Here is a 26,369-nt window from a genome sequence, read left to right on the forward strand (position 1 = left end):
CATCACTATTCACGTTCATTAGGATTGTGGGTTTTACGTTCCAAGATCTCCTTAAGAACTAAGGTAACAACAGCTAATAGAGCGAGTAAAACTGCTGCCGAGTAAGCGACTTCATTTTCATAGTTTTTGTAGGCTTCTTCTACAAATAGAGGTAAGCTCTGTGTCTTTGAGGCGATATTTCCCGACACGACCGAAACAGCGCCAAACTCACCCATAGCTCTCGCATTGGTCAAAACTAATCCATAGAGCAAGCCCCAACGGATATTGGGAACAACAACCTTCCAGAAAATCTGCCAGTCATTTGCGCCAAGGGTGCGAGCTGCTTCTTCTTGTTCAGTTCCCATTTCATCTAATACAGGAATGACTTCACGAGCGATGAAGGGCATACTTACAAAGATGGTCGCGAGCAACATCCCTGGGAAGGCGAATACAACTTTGATGTTGTTCGCTTCGAAAAATGAACCAAACCAACCGAGGCGACCATAGAGTAGCACGATCATCAAACCTGCCACCACAGGCGAAATCGAGAAGGGCAAGTCGATAATGCTAAGTAATAATGCTTTTCCAGGGAATTTATTACGAGCGATCGCCCATGCCGCACTCAAACCAAAGATCGTATTTAGCGGTAAAGAGATTACTGTCAAACTCACAGTTAACTTAATTGCTGATAATAGATCTTCGCGCTTGAACGCATTGATTAACGGATCAAATCCCTTAGAGAATGCTTCCACAAAGACATTGGCGGCAGGAATTAATAACACTAAGCCCAAATAGATAATCGCGATCGTAATTAAAATCGCAGGCGTAAAGCTTTTTTTAGCTTTGGCTTTGTTTGGTGTGGGTGAATCTTGAGAATACTCACTGACAGAAGTATTTAAATTAGCCATATCGCTTGCTCCATGCTTGTAATAAATTAATGGCAAGTAGGCTGATAAAGGAAATACCCAACATCACTACGCCAATGACAGTTGCGCCCACATAGTCATACTGCTCTAAGCGTTGGAAGATGAGAATTGGGGTAATTAAATCCTTAAATGGAGTATTTGAAGCAATAATTACTGTCGAACCATACTCACCAACAGCGCGGGAAAACCCAAGGGCGACCCCTGTCAAGATCGAAGGTGTGAGGGGGGGCAAAATTACTTTAATAAAAGTCTGTAATTGCGAAGCTCCCAATGACCATGCTGCTTCTTCGATTTCCTTTTCTAAATCTGTGAGAACAGGTTGTACCGTTCTCACAATAAATGGTAGGGAGATAAAAGTCATCGCCACAAATACACCGATGCGACTAAAGGCAATTTTGATGCCAAAGGGAGCCACTAATGAGCCAAGAAAACCTTTATCACTGTAAATCGTGGCGAGGGTCAAACCTGCGACCGCAGTGGGGAGGGCAAAGGGCAGATCAACAACGGCTTCAACAAAGCGTTTGCCCCAAAAGTTGTAACGCACGATTACCCATGCGATCAATGTGCCAAATACGCCATTAATCGCGGCGGCGCAGAAAGCAGTCACAAAGGTGATTTCGTAGCTAGAGAGAGCAAGGGGAGATGTCGCAGTTGCCCAAAACTTGTCAAAAGGTTCTTCAGCAGCTTTGGCGATCATGGCAACAATCGGCAAAATTAGCAGGAATGCGAGATATACAAAAGTAATTACCCATGTCCAAGGAATTTTGCCAAGGAACTTGAGGACAGGATTTGATTGCCGCTTTCTGTCAGGCAGAGGTGTTGTCGTAACCATGTTGTCTTTAATTTTCTAAAAGCTTAGGTATTTAGTTTTAAAACATTTTCAAACGAAAACTGGCTACGCCAGTTTTCGTTTTCGTATTATTCAATTTCTAGCGCTTGATTTTTGATTGAATTTGATCAAAGATGCCACCATCAGCAAAGAACTTCTTATCGATTTCTCCCCAACCGCCGTAATCTTTTACGCTTGCTAGATCCTTAACTACAGGATAAAGATCAACAAATTGCTTTTCTTTGGCTACTGCTTCATCCACAGGGCGGAAACCAACTTTAGCAAATTCAGTTTGGGCTTCTGTCGAATACAAAAACTTTACAAAAGCTTCGGCAACTTCTTTTGTGCCATGTTTAGCGACATTTTTATCAACAATAGCGATCGGGTTCTCAATGGAGAAGTTAACTTCAGGAATAACATAATTAACTTTTTCACCCTTTTGCGAAGCAAGAATAACTTCGTTTTCGTAGTTAACCAAGACATCGCCCTGTCCTTGCTTGAAGAAAGCATCACTGGCTTCTCTGGCATCCTTGGTCAAAATTGGCACATTAGTGAATACTTTGGTCAAAGTTTCTACAGTTTTGGCTTCGTCTTTATTATTTGCTTTGAATGCCGAGTTCCAAATCGCTAAGAAATTCCAGCGCGCCACACCTGAAGTTTTAGGGTCGGCAGTAATTAAGCTTACGCCAACTTTTTCTAGATCTGACCAAGTTTTGATGTTTTTGGGATTGCCTTCACGAACGATGATCGCTGGTACGGACTTCGAGACGATGCCATCGCTAGGATATTCTTTTTCCCAACCTGCATCAATTAAGCCTGCTTTTTCGATTTTGCTTGTATCAGCAGCAACAGCGAGGTGGACGATATCTGCTTCGAGTCCATCAATAACAGCACGGGTTTGGGAGCCTGAGCCGCCATAGCTTTGCCTAAATACTACCTTTTGATTTTGCTCCTTTTGCCATTTCTCCACGAATTTAGGGATAATATTTTCGTGAGCTTGCTTGGTGACAGCAAATGATACAAGAGTTAGTTCAACATCTTTTTTAGGTGCGCCTGCGGAGGGGCTACCAGTATTAGCTGTAGGATTTCCTGTGTTGGCGTTGCAAGCTGCCATAGTGACACTGATGAGTGCGCCAACGAGGAACAAGGAAACACATTTCCGTCCCAACCGATTGTTGAGTATATTGCTTACTAGACTGGCGATCGCTTTAATTGCCCCTTTGAACTTACCCAAAGGCTGCTGATACCTTGAACTCATGTGCTTGTATCTCCAAATTTAATCTACGTTATCTTGGTGGGATTACCGTACTTAAAACACCATACAACACTTTTGAGCTAATGTCCAAACAAAATCTACGGTTTACCTATTGGGTATTTGGAGATTATTCAAGGTTGATAGAATCTGCGTGTTGAGTTGTATAGCAATGTAAGTTTTGCTTAAGACATAAAACCAAAAAGATGAGTGGCGGCGCTTCGCGCCGCCACTCATCTTTGAGTTGGTTCTATCTATCGTTTGCTAAACAATACGTGAGGCTTCGCTCAACCAAAAGTTCAACTGGCTGAGCGAAGCCGAAGCCTACACTGTTTTTATATAGCAATCCTACATGGTTTGTAAGAGTGTGCCACTCCTTAGCGCTCTCTTACAAACCATGTAATCTTACGAATGAATTAGGATTGCTAGATATAGACTTACACAGGTTTTAGACTATATCTAACTATAAGGTTACTAAACATTATAGTTCTGATTTTGTAAGGCGATCTCTTTGTATTTGTGCCACAGAGTAATGATTTTTGTTAATACTGCTTAGTGAACAAGAAGAAAATTAAACTCTTTGTTCGGAAATCATTCAAATCAGACTTGGTGTTAATGTCAAAATATCAAAACAATCCTAGTGGATTTTTACACCTTTTAACTAAATACTGAGAAGTTTACATAAACTATAGTGACAGGTTTAAAACACTTAAAAGCCTTACAATAAAAGCTTTTACTGAGCTTTTAATTTGTTAGTAATAGCTATATATCAATGTATAAGGTTGAAATATTACGGAAATCTAAAGCCTAATTAGATGCTCAATGTGAACAGAATTACTAACACTTATCTAAGTATAAGAGTTTAATACAAATCCTTTATGATCCAAAGATTTTTGTCTTATGTAAATTGCCCTGCAAATTGTTAGGCGAGTCAGAACTTATTGTCAGAAAATCTCAAAATATATTGGTGTTGTAGCTATGGCTTATAAGATATCCAGCGATTGTGTTGCCTGTTTTTCTTGCATATCTGTTTGCCCCGTAGGAGCAATCTCGATTCAGCAAGGTAATTACTGGATTGATCCTGCCATCTGTAATAACTGTGAAGGATATGCACCTGAACCCCTATGTGTTAATGCCTGTAGTGTTGGAGCTTCACTCCCACTACAGCCCAAAAAAGGTCGAGCAAAATCCATTGACAATCCCTTAATAATTAGTCCTAGTTTATTTGCCAATGGCACTACCACTCCTTTTGCTTCAGCGATCGCAATTTGGGAGACTTGCAATCTATTAGCTCAAAGGAGATCGCTACCTTGGACATTAGATGAGAATGGAACTTTGGTATACGAGAGATCGGTTAATCAAGGCAAGGGTAAGATTGCTTTACGGCTCAATAATATTATTAATTTCAGTTATCCACGATCGCATTTAGAATCCCAAACAATCTTAGCCTCCGATACGCTAGATATTCGGGCTGCTTGTATGCACTTGCTCTATGCCTCCTATGCTACTACCCTAGACAAGCCTTGGGAGCAAGAATTTAGCATTACTGATAGTCAAATTGAAGAATATCTAGGCTTAGATAAACGCAAGGATTTGTCTAAATCGACAAAGTTAAATTTGATTAAAACACTTGCCATGCAACCCTGCTGGGTTACGGCTCAAATTGATTGGCCGAAGCAAGGGAAAGTAGAAGCATTCTCGCTTCCAGAAAGTCCTCTCTGGAATTTATTAGAAATCGTGCATCACTTCCATGAAGATGAAGAAGGATGTAAACATCTCATTGGCATAACTTTTAGAATAAAAGCAGGAGATTGGGCGCAATATTTTTTAAATAAGAAAGAATGTCACGCAGGCAGAGCTTTTTATCAATATAGTCAATTACCCAAATCTTTACTTGGCGCGATTATGAGTATCTGGCAGCAGCATGAGGGAGCGGCACGAATGTTGCTATGGTTGTTATTTAAAACTCGCATGGGAGATCAGCAGCGGATTATGGTCATGACCTTGATGCGAGTCGCCTATGGTGAAGATCGGGTTAATCATGCCATTAATCAAAGAGAAGAACGAAAAAGATTGCTAAGAATGTTTGAAAGCGATCTGGAAGTGGTAAATCGCTATGGACTCAAACCTGTCTTCGATCCTGTGACCTATCCCTTAGAGATTCAGCCACTATGGTCAAAGCTGGAGGATATTCCTGATGATGCAGAATCGGCGCTTGACTTTTGGATTAATGATGGCAGTTGCAATTTGCGAGTTACGGATATTGGTCCTCGTGGTAAGTGGCAGATGTTAAGCAATGCAAGGATTTTATCCTTTGAGTTAGTTGCTGATTGGGAACAACCTGCGGAACTGTCACGAAAAAAACGCAAATTTGAGCGATCGCAAAGTCAGTCTTCTAAGCAAAAAAAATCTAGCAAAAAAGCCCAAGTTGCGAACCAGTCTTTACTGTCAGGTGAACAGATTGCAACATTACGTAAAAATTTACAAATTAGTCAGCGCACCTTAGCCGAGAAAATTGGCAAAAGTCAAAGTTGGATTCGTGATGTAGAGAATGGTCGTTTTCAAGCTAAGCAGAATGAACAACAATTAATCCGTCAAGCATTGGGGCTATAAAAATTTGCCGTCAAAATAGTTCTCAAAGCTATAGAAATATAAGTTTTGATTAGGACATAAAAACAAAAAGATGAGTGGCGGCGCGAAGCGCCGCCACTCATCTTTTTGTTTTTGATTTTTCCTAGCTATCTCTTGCGTTGCCATAAAACTGAAATCGTTAATAGCTAAAAGATAAAACTTTTAGGTAAAATCGAGCTTCACCCGATTCCCCATATGTATGAGCGATTGGTTCATAGTTGTTACTAATTTTTCTAATTCAAAGTAAATACACCAAAATCTTTGACCATCGTCCAGTTCCGCTTGTTCATGAATTTTGTAGCGCGGGCAAAGCCCGCGCCATTTGGTTAAGACTTTCGGCAGAAGCTGAACTAATCCTGAACTTTAAAAATTCAGGGAAACCTAATAATAGCGATCGCAAAGATGCAACTAGCGAGTAAAACGAGATCGGATTTCATTATGATGTTAGGTATCGATTTGATATTGATAAGTTCGGGGCAAGTTGGCGCTTGTCCTATTTTTTTTAGTGTTTTTTGAATATACTTAAGAAATAATTGCAATTAGATCTGGGCATTTAATTTAGCTATAAGCAATAGTAAGTTTTCCTCATTAACTATAAAAACCATAGCTAGAAGGCTATATAAGTAAATACAAAATATTCTTATTGCTATTAGTTAGCATTTGATACTAAGATTAATACCAAAATAATATAACAATTGCAAATTAATGGCAATAATTAGGTGATCAAAACTCCATGTCCCAACTCCCATTTTTGCGTCCATCGAGATATCTGAGAGCATCACCGATCACAGGTTTAGTACTAGCGGCGATCGCCTTAATAATTTGCCTGATCTATAGCGTTACTCTGGGAGCGCGAGAAATTGCTTTAGAAGATATTCTCAAATCATTTACAGATTTTGATCGCTCTTTTGATCATCTGATCATTCAAACTGTGAGATTGCCGCGATCGCTGATGGCGATCGCCGTTGGTGCAGCGCTATCGGTTTCGGGAGCCTTAATGCAGGGATTGACCCGCAACCCCTTAGCGGAAACAGGCATCTTAGGGATTAGTTCGGGCGGCGCATTGGCTGTCGTTGGGACATTGTTTGTGTTTGGCAACTCTTCACTGACAGGCTATGCGATCGCTGCCTTTGTGGGTGCAGCGATCGCCGCCTTTGTGGTGTATGGATTAGCCTTACTTGGCTCTGGCGGCGCAACACCATTAAATCTCACCATCGCAGGAGCCGCAGTCACCGCCTTGATCTCTTCCATTACCACTGGGATCTTGATTGTCAGCCAACAAACCTTAGAAGAAATTCGCTTTTGGTTAGCAGGTTCCTTATCGGGTAGAGATTTTGAATTATTTTTGTATTTATTACCCTTCATGGTCGTAGGACTCATCCTTGCATTGCTGCTGGGTAAACAGATTACAACCATGAGTTTAGGTGAAGAGATTGCTACTAGTTTAGGACAGCAAACTCTCGCAATTAAGCTCTTGACCGCTGCCAGTGTCGTCCTATTGGCAGGAAGTTCCGTAGCGATCGCAGGACCAATTAGTTTTATTGGATTAGTTGTCCCACACGGAGTCCGCTTTTTTATCAAAACTGATTATCGCTGGATTCTGCCATACTCAGCTATTTTTGGTTCCCTTCTATTGTTGTTATCCGATATTGCTGCCAGAGTCTTACTCAAACCTCAAGAATTACCAGTGGGAGTAATGACTGCACTGATGGGTGCGCCAGTATTTGTCTATCTTGCCAAATCCAAGGTCAGAAAATGAAATCCCTACTCACAATTCGCAATCCCATTCTTTCCTTGCAAATAGATCGCCGTTTACCTGCGATCGCCTTAATTTTAATGGGACTTTGTTTTGCGGCGATCGTCTTGAATGTGGGACAGGGGGAATATCCAATTGCGATCGCCGACATTATTAAAACTCTTTTAGGGAGCGATACAGGCAATCCTGATCATCCCTTCGTCATTTATACCCTGAGATTGCCGCGTACCTTAGTTGCGTTTATGGTAGGGCTGACCCTTGCGACATCGGGAGCCATCTTTCAAGGCTTAACCCGCAATCCCCTCGCCGATCCTAGTATCATTGGCATCAACGCAGGTGCGAGTTTAGCCGCAGTTACTACCATCGTCTTATTTCCCGAAGTTCCCATATATGCTCTGCCGATCGCAGCCTTTTTCGGTGCTTTAGGTATGGCAACCCTCATCTATAGCTTGGCTTGGAATCGAGGCAGTTCACCGATTCTCTTGATTTTATTAGGAATTGGCTTGTCGGCGATCGCCAGTGCCTTCACCAGTTTATTAATTACCTTTGGTTCCATTGCGAATGTCAGTCAAGCCTTAGTTTGGTTGGCAGGCAGTGTATATGGACGCACATGGGAACAGTTTTTTGCCTTTCTACCTTGGTGTCTAGTTGGAGTTCCTCTGGCTCTGGGGCTATCACGTCAGTTAAATGTGTTGCATCTCGGTGATGATGTCGCTAAAGGATTGGGAAGTCGAGTGGAATGGCAACGTAGTCTATTAGTAATCCTAGCCGTGGCTCTGGCAGGAGCCGCAGTTGCTACCGCAGGCTCAATTAGTTTTGTCGGCTTAATGGCTCCCCATATCGGACGCAAACTGATCGGCACAAATCATCAAAATCTACTCCCCATCACAGCTCTAATTGGTGGCTTATTAGTGACAATTGCTGATTGGATTGGTCGTGTTCTTTTTGCGCCAATTGAGCTACCCTGCGGCGTGGTGGTTGCCGCGATCGGTGCGCCATTTTTTCTATACCTACTCATTCACAATCGCCAACGTTAATGTTAGAACTCACTGCTCAAAAACTATCCTTAGCCTATGAAGGTACTCCGATTATTCGGGACTTGACCTTAACAATTCCTGCGGAAAAAATCACCGTATTAGTCGGTGCGAATGGCTGCGGCAAATCCACTTTACTAAAAGGTTTAGGTCGATTACTCAAACCTCAAAGCGGGGTGGTCTATCTTGATGGCAAATCGATTATGAAGCGATCAACAAAATCCGTTGCTCAACAGTTAGGATTATTGCCTCAGAGTCCTTCTGCGCCTGAAGGTTTGACGATCCGCGATCTGGTTGCCCAAGGACGCTATCCTTATCAAAACTGGATGCAGCAATGGTCAACTCAGGATGAACAGTTTGTGCAGCAAGCCTTAGAAATGACAGACCTCATGGAACTCTGCGATCGCCCCCTTGATAATATATCGGGTGGACAGCGACAGAGAGCTTGGATTGCGATGGCTCTTGCTCAAAACACCAAAGTTCTCTTACTTGATGAACCAACTACCTTTCTCGATTTAGCCCATCAAATTGAAGTATTAGATCTACTACATCATCTCAATCAGCAGCAAGGACGCACCATTGTGATGGTACTCCATGATTTGAATCAGGCCTGTCGCTATGCTGACCATTTAGTAGCGATTAAATCAGGACAGATTTTTGCGGCAGGCAAACCGCAAGAGGTGATTACTGAGGAAATTGTCCAAACTGTATTCAATTTAAAATGTCGTATTTATCCAGACCCGATCGCAGGTACTCCCATGTGTATTCCCATTGGAGCCAAGAACTCATTATGAAACAGACTAAGGCAATTCGATGGGTAGTATTGATGATCGTGATTACTGTTGCGATCGCCTCTTGCCAAAGTAATCCTAGTTATACGCGTGGTGATGCGCTACATGCGACTAATTCTATTCATACTGACTGTCGCGACATTGAGCATCTACGGGGAACCACTAAAATATGTGGACAGCCTCAAAAGATTGTGGTGCTTGGGAGCTATCTCCTAGAGTCATTGCTGGCTTTTGATGTGCAACCAGTGGCATTTGCAGACTTTGTTGCTTTTCAACAAGGCGACTTTACAAATCCTAGTCAGCAGATTCCTTATTTGGGTGAGCGAATTACTCAGCCCATAGCCAGTGTCGGCTCGGCCTACAGTCCTTCCATTGAAGCAATTATGAAGCTGCAGCCAGATTTGATTTTGGGAACCGAATTTAATACTAGTCAATATCAAACTTTTTCTCAGATTGCCCCCACCTTAATTTTAAAGTGGGCTGATCCATCGGCAAATCTTAAGGCGATCGCCCAAGCTGTTAATCGTAAAGAGCAAGCTGAGCAAATTTTAAAAAATACAAAAGAGCAAATTGCCACAATGCGCCAAGAATTTGCCTCACTAATTGCTGCTCATCCGAAGCTACTACTATTGAATTCTGGTGAATTGAGAGATATTTACTTAGTTACAAATAGAACTGGTATTTGTCGGTCTTTACTCGAAGAGTTAGGCTTTCAACTGGTGTCACCACCCAACTTTCCTAAAAATCCGCAAGCACATCTTGTTCCCATTTCCCTAGAAACACTTCCTCAACTCAATCAGGCGGATTTAGCAATTTTGTTAGGTAATAACTTCACAAAACCACACCAGTTCAAGCAAGCTGACAATTTTGAAGATGCTCAAATTACTAATCTCAAGCAAGCTTGGTCAAAAAATGCGATCGCGCAATCCCTAAATGTCAGCAAATCTGGCAAGGTTTATTTTATTCCCACCTATCTCTGTCTGGGTTTACCAGGTCCGATTGGAACCGATCTCTATCTCAATGAACTCAAGAAACAGATCTTACCAACTAAATGAGTCGTCAAAAAAAGTCAGACAAATTAACTCCTTACTTTACTTTGTTTTCGCAAAGGCTTACTAGGCAAGCTTTTGTCAAAATAAAGTAATATGGGTATATTATGGCGCGATCGCAATTTCAAAACCTCAAAAATTATCTCCGTCCTTACTGGAGTGACCTAGCTATCGGCACGGTTGCCTTACTTTTGGCAAACATGCTCGGCACATATATTCCTTGGCTGATCAGAGTTGCCGTTGATGATCTTAGTAAGATTCAGGCTATTGACTCTCCGAATCTGATGAATTATGTATGGCTGATCATTGGCTTGTCATCACTGATGTGGGGGATTCGGATGATCTCCCGTGTGTGGATTTTTGGGATTGGTCGCAAAATCGAGTACAGCCTCAAGCAACAAATTTTTGAGCATTTACTCAAGCTGCCGCCGAGCTACTTTGCCAGCAATTCCGCAGGTGAGACGATCAGCATTGTCACCAGCGATGTGGAAAATATCCGCCGATTGATGGGGTTTGCCCTGCTCAGCATTATTAACTCAGTATTTGTATATAGCCTGACATTGCCAGCGATGATCGTGATCGATCCGATGCTGACTTTGTTATCAGTTTCTGTTTATCCGATCATGCTGGTGATCGTACAGAGATTTAGCGGTCAGTTGCGCGACGAACAGTTAGAAGTTCAAGAAGAACTATCAAATGTCAGTTCACTGTTGCAAGAAGATCTTAATGGCATGGCGCTGATCAAAACCTATGCTCAGGAGGAAAACGAACGGGGAGCTTTTAGGAAATTAAACGATCGCCTACTGGATGCCAATCTGAGAATGGCTCGCAGTCGAAATATTTTATTTCCATTACTAGGTGGAATTGCCAGTATCAGCTTTTTAGTATTGATTTGGTTTGGTGGCGAAAAGTTAGCCAATCCAGCAAATACAACTTTCAAAATTGGTGATTTGCTGACCCTGATCATTTATGTGGAACGACTAATTTTCCCAACCGCAATTTTGGGCTTTGTGATGGTGACTTATCAACGCGGCTTGGTAAGTATTGGACGCATTCAAGGCATTCTTGACATGCCCCCAGCGATCGTTGATCAAGGAGATGCGATCGCCCTTACCAAAGAAAAAGTTACAGGAAAAATCGAAACCCGTGATCTGACTTTTACCTATGACGGTGCTAGTCATCCTGCCCTCAATCACGTCAACTTCACGATTTATCCAAGTGAAACCGTTGCTATTTTAGGAACGGTTGGCTCTGGTAAATCTACTCTTGCTAGTGCTTTGATGCGCTTAGTGGAAGTTCCATCGGATCAAATTTTCATTGATGGTATCGACATTACGAAAATACGGATTGAAGATCTCCGCGCAATTATCTCTTTTGTGCCGCAGGATAGTTTCCTATTCAGTGCGACGATGCGCGACAACATCCGCTATGGTAAGCCTCAAGCCTTTGATCATGAAGTAGAGAACTTTGCCAATCAAGCGCGTATTGAACAAGAGATTCTCAAATTTCCAAAGCAATATGACACTCTAGTTGGGGAACGCGGCATTACTCTATCAGGTGGGCAAAGACAGCGTACAGCCTTAGCCAGAGCCTTGCTAGTCGATACTCCAATTTTGGTATTAGATGACGCGCTCTCTAGTGTGGATAATCAAACCGCCACAGGGATCTTAGAAAATCTGCCACAAAATAAAACGGTGCTATTTATTACGCACAATTTATCGGCTGCGTCAACTTGCGATCGCATTATTCTTATGGATATGGGCAAAATTGTCCAAGTGGGAACTCATGCTGAGTTACTAGCTGAGTCTCAGCTTTATCAAAAGCTCTGGAATCAACACAAACTTGAAGCTGCAATCAATTAATACCAAAACACGAAATGGCTACGCCATTTCGTGTTTTAAAAACCTTACTGGCTAAGGTTCTACCAATTCACAAAAGTGTTGTCACACTTTTGTGAATTGGTAGAACCTTATGGCAAACCAAAAACAGAAATGGCTACGCCATTTCTGTTAGATTAAAGCATCAAAAACTTGATAGCATGATTTACCAAGGGATTTAGCTTGATACATAGCAATATCAGCATCAGCAAGGATATCTTTTGGAGTTTGATAGGCATCAATACTAAAAGCCATGCCCATACTCATGGAAATATTGATCTCGTTGCCCTCAAGACAACAAGTGGGAGCCATCGCCGCTTGAATTCTTTCAATTGTAATGATTGCATCTTGCTTTTCCTTGAGATTATCTAGCAAAACCACAAACTCATCACCACCCAGCCTAGCAGCAGTATCACCTGTTCGAATTGATGCACTTAAGCGTTTTGCCACTTCCATTAATAGGCGATCGCCGTTCAAATGTCCTAAATTATCGTTAATGGCTTTGAATCCATCCAAATCCACCAAAATAACTGCAAATAGATAGCCATGTCTTTGGTAGAGAGAAATCGACTGATTAAGGCGATCAGTGAGTAAAATGCGGTTGGCTAAGCCCGTAAGATGATCATGAAAAGCTTCATAAGTAAGCTTAGAGTTTATTTGTTGCAAATGTTGCCTTGATTCGATTTGATTTTGAACAATACTGAATAGTCCAATAGACAGGATTAAGGTAATCGGCATAGCTACAGGTAGCCAATAGCTAAATGTATAGAATCCAAAAGCACAGACTCCCCAACCACCAGAGATGACTAGCACAATTACTATTTGTTTAAAAGTTTTACTTTGCCCAAGTATCCAAGCTAACGCCATACCAACTAAGAGCATTAATCCCCAAGTCAAATGTATTTCAGGAACTCGTAACTGATTCTGCTGTAATAAGTTTTGGAGAATGTTGGCGTGTAAATGTATGCTGTGAGCGGAATCATTTCCATCAAAAGGTGTAACCAATGCATCATGCCCTGTAGCAGTTACGCCTACAAGAACAATCTTATTTTGGAATGTATTTAGAGGAATACGCTCTTCAATCACATCGACAAAGGAATATTGGCGCATTTGTTGAGGGCGAAATGTCCATTTGATGCAAAATGTCACATCTGGATTTGGCATTGGCACATTTCCCCAGACGAGGTTATATGCTTGTAAGGTAGCCATTGCTAGAGAAGGTGTATCATCTTTGTATAATTCTGTCCAACGCACGATCCCGTCACTACTTTTAAGATCAAGAATATGCCCTGAGCCGATCGCTACTTCCGCTAGTTGTGGAACTGGCAGTAACTTTTTACCCTGAGCATTCCATGCTTGAGATAAAACAACTTGTCTATTGTCGGACATCACTCTGGCTAACAATACATCAGCAGAACTAGACTCTGACCAAATTAAATTAATTGCAACTGTACTCGCTTTAGCTTTGGTGAGCTTTTGAAGTAATGGTATATAGCGATCGCGTGTCCATGGAAAACGTCCCAATTTTTCGATACTGACATCATCGATCGCAATAATTACTAAACGCTCATCCCAATTGCGATCAATGCGCCAATTTGCAAACCGATTATAGACAAAGTATTCAAGGGGTTGAAAAGCGCCCAAGTTAAATAAAATGGCGGCGATTACCGTCGAGACTGTCCAAGGGATAGATTTCTGTACTATGCGTTTAGAAAATAACCAGTTCATAGATACGTTGTTTTCCCAAAGGATTGGAGACGATAACCTTGATCTCAGCCCTATATATTGAATTGGTGGTTAATACAGCCCTGAATTGACCATTTCGATCAACAGCTTGCTCCACTCCATCAATTGTTACTGTATTAGCAAAATCAACCTGTCCAACTAGAATCACTTGGCGATCGCCATTTTCAAACTGCTTGAAGACTTGATACTCCAGATCATTATTGTCCCGAATAGGGACTGGCTGCGAAGGTGGTTCTCCTAATATGGTCTGATTTTGGAATCCTTGATCCACTAAAACCTCTGTGTTTTGGGCTTCAGTCATTACTGAACCCTCAAAGGTAGAAAGAATCGTGCGACCATCATCCTTGACATTTAACACATACTCTGTGCCTCTAACTCCTGTAACGACAGCAGGAGTCTGAATATTAAATCGTGAACTAGGATTAGAAAATCGTCTGATTTGTAGGCGTACTTGTCCTTTAGGTATTTGTAAGATCGTAATTCTTCCATTGTCGCTAGTAACTTTTAGTTCATCTATACGAACCACTGTGCGCTCAGACACATTAACAAAGCCGATACCTGTATCAACACTCAGCACGACCGTTGATTTGCCGTCTGTGACAATTTCATCGCCAATTACCGAAAGGCGATCGCCCCTTCGAGCAGGACGATTGGTATTTTGGTTACGTAAAAAAACCTTACCGCTCACTTGCTCTACTTGTAAATATCGGTTTGTTTTTACTTGCAACTGAGATTGGGCAACACTCAGGTCAACTTTTCCGAATAGTCCTAAAATTAAAGTTGCACTACCATAGCTAAAAATGCTAAAAAGCTTTTTATTCCATAAGTTTTTGGTAGGGATAGTGTTTATCATTTGTTGTAAATGAAAAAATTAAATGTAGTGAGGAGGTGTAAATCACAAGAAATCTAAGGGCTAATCTACTTTACTAAATAAGACTAGAAGCTTTATTAAATTCTTAATCAAATTAGTATATTGAAGTCTTTAATAATGAAAACTATTATAAAATTTAGATTTGCTTTGTAGACTTATTTGTCAACTTCTTTAATATACCAAACTAATGTATGAGTTGACGACATTTTTCAGTCTGTTTTGGTATATAACAATGCAAGGGATAGCTAGGATAAATCAAAACCCCAACCAATAAAGTTGGCGCTTTGCACCGAATTTATTGGTTGGGGTTTTATGTCCTAGGTAAAACTTAAATTGTTATATAACTTTGTTGAGTTTAATTGTTAATTCAGACAGGTGTGGTTATACTTTTGTGGATTGGTATTACATAGCTTTGCCATCAAAAAACAATCAAAAAAATTTCTTGATTGTTTTTGTTTGTGAGAATTAAATCTCACAGAACGATGATCATGTTGTTTGAAAGATTGCTTCGATCGCCGCAACATCAAGAGGGCGAAATAGAAAATAACCTTGACCATCACCTTCTTCACTAAGGAGATCCTGCAAATAATTTAACTGAGCTAAGTTTTCAATGCCTTCGGCAACAATATGAGCCTTGACACTCTGGGCTAACGCAATGATTGCCTGAAGAATTTCCATGCCATTTGTATTTGCATGAATGTTATTCACAAAAGAACGATCTATCTTTAAGCCATCAAAAGGAAATTTATGTAAATAGGCAAGCGAAGAATAACCTGTACCGAAATCATCTATATAAATATGAATTCCTGCTTGTCGCATCTGGGTAAGGATACCTAATGCAAAATCAGGATTTTCCATGATCGAACTTTCTGTTAACTCGATTTTGAGATGTTCAGGAGCTAGTCCTGTTTGTTGGAGGATACTCAGACATTTTTCTAGGACATCATCTTGTGCTAATTGTTTAGTAGATAGATTGACACTAACCGTAATATCCTTAGCCTTAGTAAAGCGTTGATGCCAAGATTTGATCTGTAAGCAAGCATTTCGCATAATCCAATCACCAATCGGAATGATTAGCCCTGTCTCTTCAGCGAGAGGAATAAACTGAGTCGGCGAAACTAATCCACGTTCAGGATGTTGCCAACGAATTAGAGCTTCTAGTCCCACAATTTGCATATCGTTGAGCGAGAGAATTGGTTGATAGTAGATTAGAAATTCTTGATGATCTTGATTATGCGGATCTTGACTAAGGGCAACGGCTTTGCGAAGATCCTTTTCAAGTTGTAAGCGTTCGAGAACCCGTTCTCGCATAGAGACATCAAAAACCTTATTGCATGGACTACCTAGCTTTTTTGCATAAAACATGGCTGTGTCCGCATCTCGCAATAGAATTTCAGGAGAAATCATTTCGGGAGCATCACAATTGCTGAGTCCATTAACTAAATGGAACTTAATGCCAATATTAGCGAAGATCTCAATGTCATGGTCATTAATCTTAAATGTTTTTTGGAGATTGATTTGAATGCGATCTCCAATAGCGATCGCCTCTTGTTCATTTCGCAAATTTTCTAGTAAAATTACAAACTCAGCACCACCAAACCTCGCAATTGATGAAGTATTGGGAACAGAACCTTGCAAGCATTTACCGACTTCAATTAGTAGGAGATTCCCAATCGGATGGCCAAAGGTATCATTAATAGTTTTAAATCGATCTAGATTAATCCAAAGAATTGCAATCAGATGTTGACTATTTTCGCTTTGAGAATGTGTGTTTTGAGAATAGAGCAGATTTTGTAAACGGGTTTCAATCAATGTACGGTTGTACAGCCCTGTTAAATGATCGTGGGTAGATTCATATAAAATTTGAGCATCGGCAAGCTTCAAAGATCGATACATTTGCCAGCGCTCTTGTATAGCGATCGCAAAACCTGTAAGGAGAAACATCAAGATCGGAACAGCTAGATCGATCAAGTAGTTCGCTGTAAAAGCACCAAACGCAATGACAAGCCATAGCCCAGACAGCACAAAAGCACTGATCCCACCAGTCCATAAATTCTGTCTTGGTAAAATCAAGCCAATAAATAGACTCCCCAATAAAGCAAAGCTCCAGATATAGGATGGTTGAGCAACCGTAAGCGAACTTTTTTGCAATAGATTTTGCAAAACCATCGCGTGTAAATGTACGCCACTGGCGGGAGGATTACGATCAAAAGGAGTCGCTAAATTATCGATTCCCGATGCGGTGACCCCCACTAAGACAATTTTATTTTGGAATGCTGAAGCAGGAACTTTACCATCAATGACATCACTGAAAGAGACTTGAGGAATATCACTGATTCGCTTTGTCCAATTAATTGATAATGGCTGGTTTAACTCTGGTAATAGGGTGACGGCAGCAGTAGTCAGATCATAGGCTTGCAAGATCGCCACCCCTAGAGTGGGGATATCTTGGATCTGCAAATCAATTTGACGCACAATGCCATCAGTATCTTCACGTTTAAGAATATGACCAACGGCTACCGAGACATTACTGATCGGGGCGATCGGTAATAGTGGGTTTCCCGACTTATCCCAAGCCATAGCCAGAACCACCCTCTGATATCTGGCAAGGGATGTGGCTAATTGCTGATCAGCAGGAGTTGCCTCAGACCATAAAATATCAAAACCTACTACACTCGCTTCAGTCTGTTCAAGTTTGGATAAAAGCTGGACATAGAGATCGCGTGACCATGGAAATCTGCCAACTTTGCTAACACTCTGATCGTCAATGGCAATAATGATCACGCGCTCATCCCAAGGGCGATCGCCTCTCCAGTTTGTAAAACTGTTGTAAGCCCAAAATTCGATTGGTTGTAAAATCCCCAAATGCAGCAGGGGAATCAAGATGATGGTGGCAAATATTGTGGGTAAAGCTTTGAACAGCAAATAAGCTAAACGCGATCGCCGACGTTTAGGGCGATGATTTGTTAATAATTTAGGAAATAGTCGAGAAATAAACTCAGAGAATGGGGATCTCATAAACTTGTATCTTTCCCGTAGAGGTTTCCACCGTTACTTTTACTTTTAGACTTGAAGTTGCAGGTAATTGTAGGGAAAACTTTCCACTGCGATCTAAAGACTGTTCTAGTCCATCTACCTTAACAGTATTAAAAGGATTAGTGTAACCTACAAAAAAAATATTGCGACCAGAACCTGTCGTTTGTCGATTAATTGCATATCTTAAACTTGCATCATTACTAATCGGTACAGGAGTTGATGGCGGTTCACCAACAACTGTGAGATTTTGAAATCCGCCATTGACCATTTTTGTCTGATTTTGAGCAGTCGTCGCCACACTACCCTCAAAGGTGGTAAGTACCATATTGCCGTTTGGTCTAGACGTAATACTATACTTTGTACCCCTCACTCCACTTATACCCGCAGGGGTCTGAATATTTAGCTGAGAACCACGATTAGTGAATTTACGAATCTGTAATCTTGCCTTACCGCGTGGTACAAACAAATTGGTAATCCTGCCATTATCAGCGGCAATCCGAAAAGAACGGATTTGGATAGTTGTATTTTCTTCTACATAGATTGACCCCACACCTGTATCCACGCTCAAAATTGCCGAACTATTTGCACCTGTAGAAATTTCGTCACTGGTGGTTTGCAAGCGATCGCCGACTCTTGCCGTTCGATTTGCATAATTGTATAAGTTGCGATATTTAACATTTCCAGTTACTTTATCAACTTTTAACCATTGGTCAGTCCGAACTTGAATAGCTCTTTGCGCCTCAGTTTTTTGCTGATCTTGAGGTAATAAAACAGTTCCTAAGACACTAATTAGAAGCCCTAAACAAGTAATAAAAGTTAGATTAAGTCTTTTTCGTTGTTGAAGCATTTTGACTGAATTTTGGTATTTATTAAAAATTTGCTTGAAACCCAAACCTAAGCCCTATAGCACACACAGTGTGCGCTATAGGGCTTAGGTTTTTATTGCGGAGCGCGAAATCATCATTTCTCAAAGCTCAGGTATTTCCCAAATATTAATACTTTTATCTTGGCTACTGCTAATTAGTTTAAGATTATCGGGAGAGATGATTAGAGAAGTTACCAAATCTGTATGCCCAATCAAGTTCCAAGTTGAAGATTGCGTTTGGAGATTCCATAACCGAATGGAATTTGGACTCTCTTTACCACCACTGAAAAGATACTTCCCATCTCTAGTAATCGCGATCGCACTGATCGCATCCTCATGCCCCTCCAATGTAAATAGCTGCTTACCTGAAGCGACATCCCAAACCCGAATCACTTTATCATTGCCGCCACTGATCACTTGCTTCCCATTGGGAGTGATTAGTACACAAGTCACCCCTGCTAGAGACCCTGTCAAGGTTTTCAAATTTTCGCCTGTATTCACATCCCAAATCCTTAATGTCTTATCGCGACTAGCACTAACAACTTGCTTGCCATCGTTGGAAATCGCAACACCCCAAATTTTATCGGTATGCCCCTTAAGCGATCGCCGCAACTTACCCGTCGAGATTTGCCAAAGATTAACATTATTGTCATAGCTGCCACTGACCAGCAGATCACTGCTAAGAGCGATCGCTAAGTTATTAATCAAGTTTGTGTGACCACTCAGGGTTTTGACCACTTTGCCTGAATTGATATCAATGATTTTGATGTTTTTATCTTGACCTGCGGTGATAATCTGGAGATCGGATAGAAAGACTACAGCCCTTACCCAGCCGCCTTGATCTTTGATTTCTTTAATTGGACTAGTCTTATCCCCATCTAATTCCCAAAGTTTGACGGTTCCATCATCACTCGCACTAGCGATCACCTTACCATTAGGACTAAGTGCTACATTTTGCACCGCATCTGTATGTCCTTCCAAAAATTTTGTCGGATTTAGGCGTTTCTTTTGAAATACTGGTAGCTGAATACTAATTTCTTCAAAATTGCTGATCGCCGAAATCTTAATCACTGTGCCAATACTCAGCCCCATACAAGCGGCAATGATCACCGATACGGTTAGCAAAATCGGTGAAGTTGGTTTGCGGGTTGAGTCTTTGATCGCCTGTTTGATTGCTTTTCGCTTAGCCTTTGTTTTGTCATGGGGTGCAAGTTTATCAATCTGTTCAATTTCTTTCAGAATCTTTAAAATTGCTTCGCAGTTAATGGGGCGATCGCTAGGCTTGCGGGCAATCATCACATCAATTAAATCAGCTAACTCCTCCGAAATTTCAGGTGCGTGCGATCGCCACTCAAACATATCGCGATCAGGATTGTAAGTATCAAGGGGATATTTGCCAGTCACCAGGTGAATCATTGTACAGCCAAGGGCATAAAAATCTGACTGTGGTACAGCAAAACCTTTTTCTTGTTCGGGCGCAGTATAACCGACCGAGCAAATACTAGTCACACCTTGCAAGCCGCCAACTTTGGCAAGATAGGTGTGTGTGGCTTCGCGAGCAGTGCCAAAGTCAATGAGAACTAGCTGCCCCGAAGGAGACAACATAATATTTGCGGGTTTAATATCGCGATGAAAATATTTGTTGTGATGGACTACGGCAAGAATATCTACCAATTGCCTTAGCCAAGTGATCGCTCGTTTTTGGGCGATCGGTTTCCTCTCACGTTGATTGATCCATTGTTCGAGGTTTAGCCCCTCGATTTTTTGCATGACAATACCGTGCAACATTGTCCCGTTTTCGAGATCATGATGCACATAGGTTTCAATTTTTGGTATCCCCGCATGTTCGATCTGTCCTAATACAAAAGCTTCTTGCTGAAACAGTGACACAGCTTTACTATCAGTATTCAATTCCTGTTTTAAAATCTTCAGGATTTTGGGTTTACCTGCGACATCGGTGGCTTCGTAGACCACACCGAAGCCACCAGCATCGCTTAATAATTTGGTGACTGTATAACAACCATCAATCAATAATTCGGAACCACATCCTTGACAAGTTGGGTAATTGTCGTTGTCAGGATGGTCAGGGATCGGGCAAGTAGGATTAATGCATAGACGCATGGTGTTTTAAAGCATACCAGTCTAAACTTACTATATCGCTAGCGCAGTCAATTTATAGCAAACCCATAAAAGTAAAGGGGACGCTTAAGGGCTTTAAAAACACAAAATGGCTTAGCCTTTTTATGTTTTGGTATAACAACCCTTCTACTTTTATGGTTGAGTAAATTTATTTATGATCGAATACATCTCAACACTTTTCATTAACGCGGCGATCTTTGCGCTGTTTAGTCTTGGACTAAATCTACAATGGGGATTTGCAGGGTTGGTTAATTTTGGGCATGTCGCGTTTATGACGGTCGGAGCCTATACAACCGTATTGCTGAGCCTTAATGGTGTGCCTTGGTTTTTGGCTTTTCTGATTGCCGCAGCGATCGCAGGTTTACTAGGCATAGTCATCGGCAGCACCGCCTTAAAATTGCGAGAAGACTATTTGGGGATCGTTACCATCGGCGTATCGGAGATGGTGCGTCTATTCGTGAACAATGAAGAATGGTTGACCAAAGGTACAAGGGGCGTACAGGATTTTCCGCTTCCTTTAGTTAATTTAGTCTCGCGCCAATATTATTCCTTTGTGTTAGCGGCATTTTTACTAGTGGTGGTGGCTGTAGTTTATTGGCGATTAGAGTGGTTAGTGCGATCACCTTGGGGTCGGGTGCTAAAGGCAATTCGGGAAGACGAAGAGGTGGTGAAAGCTCTAGGTAAAAATGTATTTTGGTATAAATTGCAAGCCTTTGCGATCGGTGGAGCGATCGGTGGTCTAGCAGGATCATTTTATGCTTGGCAATTAACTACTGTTTATCCTGATAATTTCATTCCCCTGATCACCTTTCAAGCATGGACAATCATCACGATTGGTGGTGCTGGCAACAATTTAGGGGTCATACTTGGTGCGGCAATATTTCAGTTTTACAATGCTCTGCCTCGGTTTCTACCTGAACAAATTCGTGCTGATGGTGGTAGGTTTGAAGCAGTTCAGCTAATTCTGATCGGCGTAACTCTAATTTTGCTGATGGTATGGCGACCACAGGGAATTTTAGGAAATAAAAAAGAATTAACTTTAAATCGTTAAAAAAACTAAAGACACTCACCTTTTGTGAATTTGGATTACATGTAATCCAAAACCAGATTGCACATCTATAGCAATCCTAAATGGGTAGTAAGAGTGCGCCCCGAAGGGCGCACTCTCACTACCCTCCAAATCTTGCGTTGCTATAAGTACTTGTGCAAAATAAAATTAGCCCAACCCGTAAAATTGCGTCCCGCAGGGGCGCAACTTTACGGGTTGGGGTTTGTAATTAATTATGCCTACTCGAAAGTGGTGCGGCGCTTCGCGCTGCACCACTAGTTATTGGGTGGGAAGGGAGTATCTACGTTTTCACCCTTTTACTTTCTGGAAGTTAAAATGGTATAGATTAAATAAATTCAGGAAATAGTGATGGCAAAGGTTGAGATTTATACATGGCGGATGTGTCCTTTCTGTATTCGAGCAAAACATTTACTCGATAAGAAAGGCGTAGAATACACAGAATATGTCATCGATGGGGATGAAGCAGCGCGATCGGCTATGGTAGCTAGAGGTTCTGACGGCAAACGTTCTGTCCCTCAAATTTTTATCAACGATCAGCATATCGGTGGTTGTGATTCTATTCACGCGCTAGATGCTAAAGGCAAACTTGATGCTTTGCTAGCATAGCTAAAAACAATAAAAGTAAAAGCCTCGCTGTGCGAGGCTTTTACTTTTATTTGGCGACTACGCGAATTACTTTTTCCGATCGCACTAAGTCACTTTCACCTGCAAAAATCGAGCGCCCTTGACTATTAGGTAACTCTAGAGGAATCGCACCCAAAGGCATTTGGACAGTTCTTAAACCAATATCATTGTCTTGACCTATCAAGAAAGTTACAGGTAAATCAAGACGCGGCTTAGCGATCGCAGTCATACTAACTAATCGATCAGCTCGCGATTGGAACTTGAAGCATTGCGAACCGATCGCACCTCGCACCGCAGAGCGAATATTCGCCGCTGCTATGCGCTTGGCAAAACCTTCAGCCGTAATTAAAATCAGTTCAGAATTGGGGTTGTTTTGTAAATCAAGAACCGACACACCAATTTGAGTTTCTGAACTGCCTAGACGCAGAGCAATATTTCCAGCGGCGGTACGTCCAACGGTGGGAATTTGGGTTTCATCGGCTTTGAGGCGCAGGATTCTACCAGCGGAGGTGGCGATCGCTAGTTCTTGTTCTAAGCCGACAATATCAGCCCAGAATAGAGCATCATCTTCTTTGAATTTTGCTGCAATCAGTCCGCGTGCGGTCATATCGGCAAATTCGGCTAGGGGCGATCGCTTGATTTTGCCTTGACTCGAAAGTAGGACTAAACCTTCCGTTGATTCAGGATTCTTTTCCCAGACAAACTGCGACACAATGCGATCAGTACTATCGGGTAATAGTGTAATTAAAGGCGTAGCCCGTCCTTTACCTTTGACAATTGGCACATTGGCAAGCGCAAGGGGAAACGCTCTACCTGAACTAGTCATGACTACCATTTCGCGATCACTACGGGTGTCATAGGAAGTGATCGTCACATCATCTCCTAAATCCACAGACTGCACGGCTCTAGAATTAGGCTCTAGGCTTTTGATATAGCCTTTGTGCGTAAGTTGAACGGTAATATCCTGCGGCTCGGCAATGGGAATATTTAGCTCAGTTGTTAGAGAAATTAAGGGGACTTCTACTGGTTTGGGTTGTTTATTAGTTGTCGATTTAGTAGATTTGCGATCGCTTACTTTCTCAGTATCAGTAGTCTTCTCAGTAACGTTCTCAGTGACATTACCAGTATCAAGGGTTTGCTGAATCTGGCGATCGCTTTCAGTATTTTTATCGGCGTTTTTAGATTTAGAACTTTTCAAGGTGGCTCTGGGCGGCTCTAGTTCATCAATGTCGGGAACTTCAATCCTTTGTTGATTGCCCTGTAACAGCCAAGCAAGATGGGTGCGTCTTTGGTCGCTATGACGTTTTTTATGATCGCGCAATTCTTTTTTTAAGAATTTCATTAACTCACGACGATCGCCTAATAACCTCTCTAATCTCGAAACCTGTTGTTGTAAGGTTTCTAGTTCTTCACGTATCTTCTGTTGCTCAATTGCCGTAATCCGACGTAAAGGCATCGAGAGAATTGCTTCCGATTGGGTTTCTGACAAGGCAAATTCGGTTTGTAGATCAGTCTTAGCCAGAGCGCTATTATTTGCAAATCGTAAAATTCTGATCAGGCGATCAATATCTTGGAGAACTAGCACCAGTCCTTCCAATAGATGCGATTTTTCTTGGGCTTTTTTTAGCTCATAACGGAACCGCTTCGCAAGGGTTTCTTCCCGAAAAGAGAGGAATTCTTGCAATAGTTCGCGCAGGCTCATTTGCTTTGGTTGCGAACCTTTGAGCGCTAACAGGATCACCCCAAAGTTTGATTGCAAAGCTGTTTGGCGATATAGCTGATCGATAATTACTTCTGGAGCAATATCTTTCTTTAATTCAATAACAACTCGCATCCCTGCGCGATCGCTTTCATCGCGAATATCGGAAATACCCTCAATTTTGCCATTGTTTACTAATTCAGCAATTTTCTCGATCCATGCTGATTTATTGACTTGATAGGGCAGTTCAGTCACAATAATCGCTTGTTTCTGGCGCTTGCCTGTGCCTTTACCTCCAAACTGCTCAACTGACGCAACACCACGAATCGTAACGCTACCCCGTCCAGTTAGGTATGCCTCGCGCACACCATCCTCATTCATGATGATCCCGCCCGTAGGAAAGTCGGGAGCAGGGATTAAGCTCAATAACTGCTCGTCAGGCAAATTAGGATTATCAATTAAGGCGATCGCGCCATCAACAACTTCACTCAAGTTGTGCGGCGGAATATTGGTAGCCATCCCCACGGCAATCCCTGTGGAGCCATTGAGTAACAGCATTGGCAATTGAGCAGGCAGTACGGCTGGTTCTTGCTCTGAGCCATCAAAGTTATCAACAAAATCAACAACATCTTCTTCGATTTCGCTGAGCAAAGCCTCATTCCCGATCGCCGCCAAGCGACATTCGGTATAACGCATCGCCGCCGCAGGGTCATTATCGACGGAGCCAAAGTTGCCATGTCCTGCCAATAATGGGTAGCGGCTGGAAAAGTCTTGCACCAAGCGCACAAGGGCATCGTAAACCGACTGATCGCCGTGGGGGTGATATTTGCCCAATACGTCACCAACGACGCGGGCGCACTTACGAAAGGGGCGCTCTGGCACAAGCCCAAGCTCATGCATGGCATAGATAATCCTGCGATGCACGGGTTTGAGACCGTCACGGGCATCGGGCAAGGCACGTCCGACAATGACGCTCATCGCATACTCTAGGTACGATCGCTGCATTTCTGTATGCAATGAGGTCGGTATAATATTTCCCCCGTTAGACTCCAACCCGAAATCTAGCTGTTGCTGCCCTTGCTTTGCCATAAAATCTACGAACGCTGTACAAGATAATCACGATAACAAAAACAATGTAACAGCAAAATCAATAACACATCAAAAAAGAGAGGGTGGGACTAGGACAAACTCTCTTTGATATTCATGGCAAGCAATATTCAATGATTTGACAAAGACCTAAGGATCTTAAACGAAATAACTTATGCATTTCAAAACTCAAATATAAATTGGCGGGCAAAGACAGCCGATTTATATTTGAGTTTTATTACCGCTTGATAGCAAAACACCCCCAGTTAAGCTCAAATCTTTCCTGACAAGAATATTCGCGCACAATATCAAAGCCTAATGCATCGACAAGATTTTTAAATTCTTCTGGATCGGTCGTTATGTCGTAGTGACCGTCATCAGCTACCCCGTGATGATCTAGGTCGAGCCATAAAAGTAATCGACATCCTGACGCAGCGTATTTGCTGATATTACCGAGAATAAATGGCCACTTTGGCGTATGGTCTAGGCAGTTGCGACAAAAGATCGCACCATCAATCTTTGCAGAAAGCTCGGGTATGAATTTTTCAGCACCATGACTATGAGTTTTCAAACCTTCAAAAACTGAGAAGCCGAAATTGGAGCGTTGCCAATTCTCAATTTGCTCGATAAGAGGTTCAACTACGTGACTCTCTTGGACTACATCCCATGTAGACAGGACGCTTAGAACAGCAGGACCAATTTCTAGGCAGGTTTTGCCTGAAATTTGATTAACAAATTCATGCCATAAAGCTTCTTCACCTGCAAAGAATTCGTTAAGAATTAAATTGTTAACATATCCAGTAGAGATATTCATTTCACCATCATGAACTGACTTCGCAAGTGTGCGAAAGTCAGGTGTATTCATGAATGCGATAGCATATTTGAACTCGTAATTCTGTGAAATCTCCCATGTCTTAGCTGTCGACACAGTTTCAATTTGAGTAGACAAGTTGTCAGGATTTACAATGGATGAAGCTTGCAAAAAACTCTTTAAAAATCGAATTATACGCATGGGAGTTATTCTTTAAGTTTAAAGTTAGAAAAATCTACCAGCTAATACCAATGCACAAATACCAATGCACAAAAGTTTTGTCACACTTTTGTGCATTG

Annotated in this window: 18 protein-coding genes; 8 read left to right on the top strand and 10 right to left on the bottom strand. The window is 41.8% G+C overall.

Annotated elements, in window-relative coordinates; all coding sequences use genetic code 11:
* Positions 1–5 precede the first annotated feature (5 nt).
* The 3 genes from cysW to B9G53_RS05645 form a co-directional block, all read right to left on the bottom strand.
* Positions 6–887: a sulfate ABC transporter permease subunit CysW gene (cysW, locus tag B9G53_RS05635; RefSeq protein ID WP_094530047.1), complete on the bottom strand. Its 882-nt coding sequence runs from the start codon at positions 885–887 to the stop codon at positions 6–8.
* Complete coding sequence (gene cysT, locus B9G53_RS05640; protein ID WP_094530049.1) at positions 880–1,737, bottom strand: sulfate ABC transporter permease subunit CysT; 858 nt, start codon at positions 1,735–1,737, stop codon at positions 880–882. Before cysT ends, cysW begins: the two co-directional genes overlap by 8 nt.
* A gap of 97 nt (positions 1,738–1,834) precedes the next feature.
* Positions 1,835–2,992 carry a sulfate ABC transporter substrate-binding protein gene (locus B9G53_RS05645; protein WP_094530051.1) on the bottom strand — a complete coding sequence of 386 codons (1,158 nt, stop codon included), beginning with the start codon at positions 2,990–2,992 and terminating at the stop codon, positions 1,835–1,837.
* Between the two features lie 972 nt (positions 2,993–3,964).
* On the opposite strand from B9G53_RS05645, the gene B9G53_RS05650 reads away from it, so the two are divergent.
* The 6 genes from B9G53_RS05650 (at position 3,965) to B9G53_RS05680 (ending at position 12,109) form a co-directional block, all read left to right on the top strand.
* Positions 3,965–5,599 (top strand): helix-turn-helix domain-containing protein, encoded by a 1,635-nt coding sequence (locus B9G53_RS05650; RefSeq protein ID WP_094530053.1) that lies wholly within the window; start codon positions 3,965–3,967, stop codon positions 5,597–5,599.
* Between the two features lie 751 nt (positions 5,600–6,350).
* Entirely contained in the window at positions 6,351–7,376 is a 1,026-nt protein-coding gene (locus tag B9G53_RS05660) for an iron ABC transporter permease (RefSeq protein ID WP_094530057.1), read from the top strand.
* Positions 7,373–8,410 (top strand): iron ABC transporter permease, encoded by a 1,038-nt coding sequence (locus B9G53_RS05665; protein WP_094530059.1) that lies wholly within the window; start codon positions 7,373–7,375, stop codon positions 8,408–8,410. Before B9G53_RS05660 ends, B9G53_RS05665 begins: the two co-directional genes overlap by 4 nt.
* Entirely contained in the window at positions 8,410–9,201 is a 792-nt protein-coding gene (locus tag B9G53_RS05670) for an ABC transporter ATP-binding protein (RefSeq protein WP_094530061.1), read from the top strand. Before B9G53_RS05665 ends, B9G53_RS05670 begins: the two co-directional genes overlap by 1 nt.
* Complete coding sequence (locus B9G53_RS05675; RefSeq protein WP_094530062.1) at positions 9,198–10,253, top strand: iron-siderophore ABC transporter substrate-binding protein; 1,056 nt, start codon at positions 9,198–9,200, stop codon at positions 10,251–10,253. Before B9G53_RS05670 ends, B9G53_RS05675 begins: the two co-directional genes overlap by 4 nt.
* Before the next feature lie 101 nt (positions 10,254–10,354).
* Complete coding sequence (locus tag B9G53_RS05680) at positions 10,355–12,109, top strand: ABC transporter ATP-binding protein (protein WP_094530064.1); 1,755 nt, start codon at positions 10,355–10,357, stop codon at positions 12,107–12,109.
* 147 nt (positions 12,110–12,256) lie between these two features.
* Here B9G53_RS05680 and B9G53_RS05685 read toward each other — a convergent pair whose 3' ends face one another.
* The 5 genes from B9G53_RS05685 to B9G53_RS05705 form a co-directional block, all read right to left on the bottom strand.
* Entirely contained in the window at positions 12,257–13,852 is a 1,596-nt protein-coding gene (locus B9G53_RS05685) for a diguanylate cyclase (RefSeq protein ID WP_094530066.1), read from the bottom strand.
* Positions 13,833–14,723, bottom strand: coding sequence for a FecR domain-containing protein (locus B9G53_RS05690; protein WP_094530068.1), 891 nt, complete (start codon positions 14,721–14,723; stop codon positions 13,833–13,835). The genes B9G53_RS05685 and B9G53_RS05690 overlap by 20 nt, the downstream gene beginning before the upstream one ends.
* Before the next feature lie 504 nt (positions 14,724–15,227).
* The gene (locus B9G53_RS05695; protein WP_094530070.1) at positions 15,228–17,759 is read right to left on the bottom strand and encodes an EAL domain-containing protein; all 2,532 of its coding nucleotides are present in this window, start codon (positions 17,757–17,759) and stop codon (positions 15,228–15,230) included.
* Complete coding sequence (locus B9G53_RS05700; protein WP_094530072.1) at positions 17,740–18,624, bottom strand: FecR domain-containing protein; 885 nt, start codon at positions 18,622–18,624, stop codon at positions 17,740–17,742. Before B9G53_RS05700 ends, B9G53_RS05695 begins: the two co-directional genes overlap by 20 nt.
* A gap of 120 nt (positions 18,625–18,744) precedes the next feature.
* Positions 18,745–20,763 carry a protein kinase gene (locus tag B9G53_RS05705; RefSeq protein ID WP_094530074.1) on the bottom strand — a complete coding sequence of 673 codons (2,019 nt, stop codon included), beginning with the start codon at positions 20,761–20,763 and terminating at the stop codon, positions 18,745–18,747.
* Between the two features lie 172 nt (positions 20,764–20,935).
* On the opposite strand from B9G53_RS05705, the gene B9G53_RS05710 reads away from it, so the two are divergent.
* Together B9G53_RS05710 and grxC are read left to right on the top strand one after the other, a co-directional pair.
* A complete protein-coding gene (locus tag B9G53_RS05710) occupies positions 20,936–21,832 on the top strand; it encodes a branched-chain amino acid ABC transporter permease (protein WP_094530076.1) in 897 nt (298 codons plus the stop codon).
* Positions 21,833–22,198: 366 nt separating this feature from the next.
* Positions 22,199–22,456 (top strand): glutaredoxin 3, encoded by a 258-nt coding sequence (grxC, locus tag B9G53_RS05715; protein WP_094530078.1) that lies wholly within the window; start codon positions 22,199–22,201, stop codon positions 22,454–22,456.
* 46 nt (positions 22,457–22,502) lie between these two features.
* On the opposite strand, the gene B9G53_RS05720 is transcribed toward grxC, so the two are convergent.
* On the bottom strand, positions 22,503–25,262 hold the full coding sequence (locus B9G53_RS05720) for a DNA topoisomerase (ATP-hydrolyzing) subunit A (protein WP_094530080.1): 2,760 nt from the start codon (positions 25,260–25,262) through the stop codon (positions 22,503–22,505).
* Between the two features lie 235 nt (positions 25,263–25,497).
* Entirely contained in the window at positions 25,498–26,271 is a 774-nt protein-coding gene (locus B9G53_RS05725) for a hypothetical protein (protein WP_094530082.1), read from the bottom strand.
* Between the last annotated feature and the right edge of the window lie 98 nt (positions 26,272–26,369).

The sequence above is a fragment of the Pseudanabaena sp. SR411 genome (assembly GCF_002251945.1).
GTDB lineage: Bacteria > Cyanobacteriota > Cyanobacteriia > Pseudanabaenales > Pseudanabaenaceae > Pseudanabaena.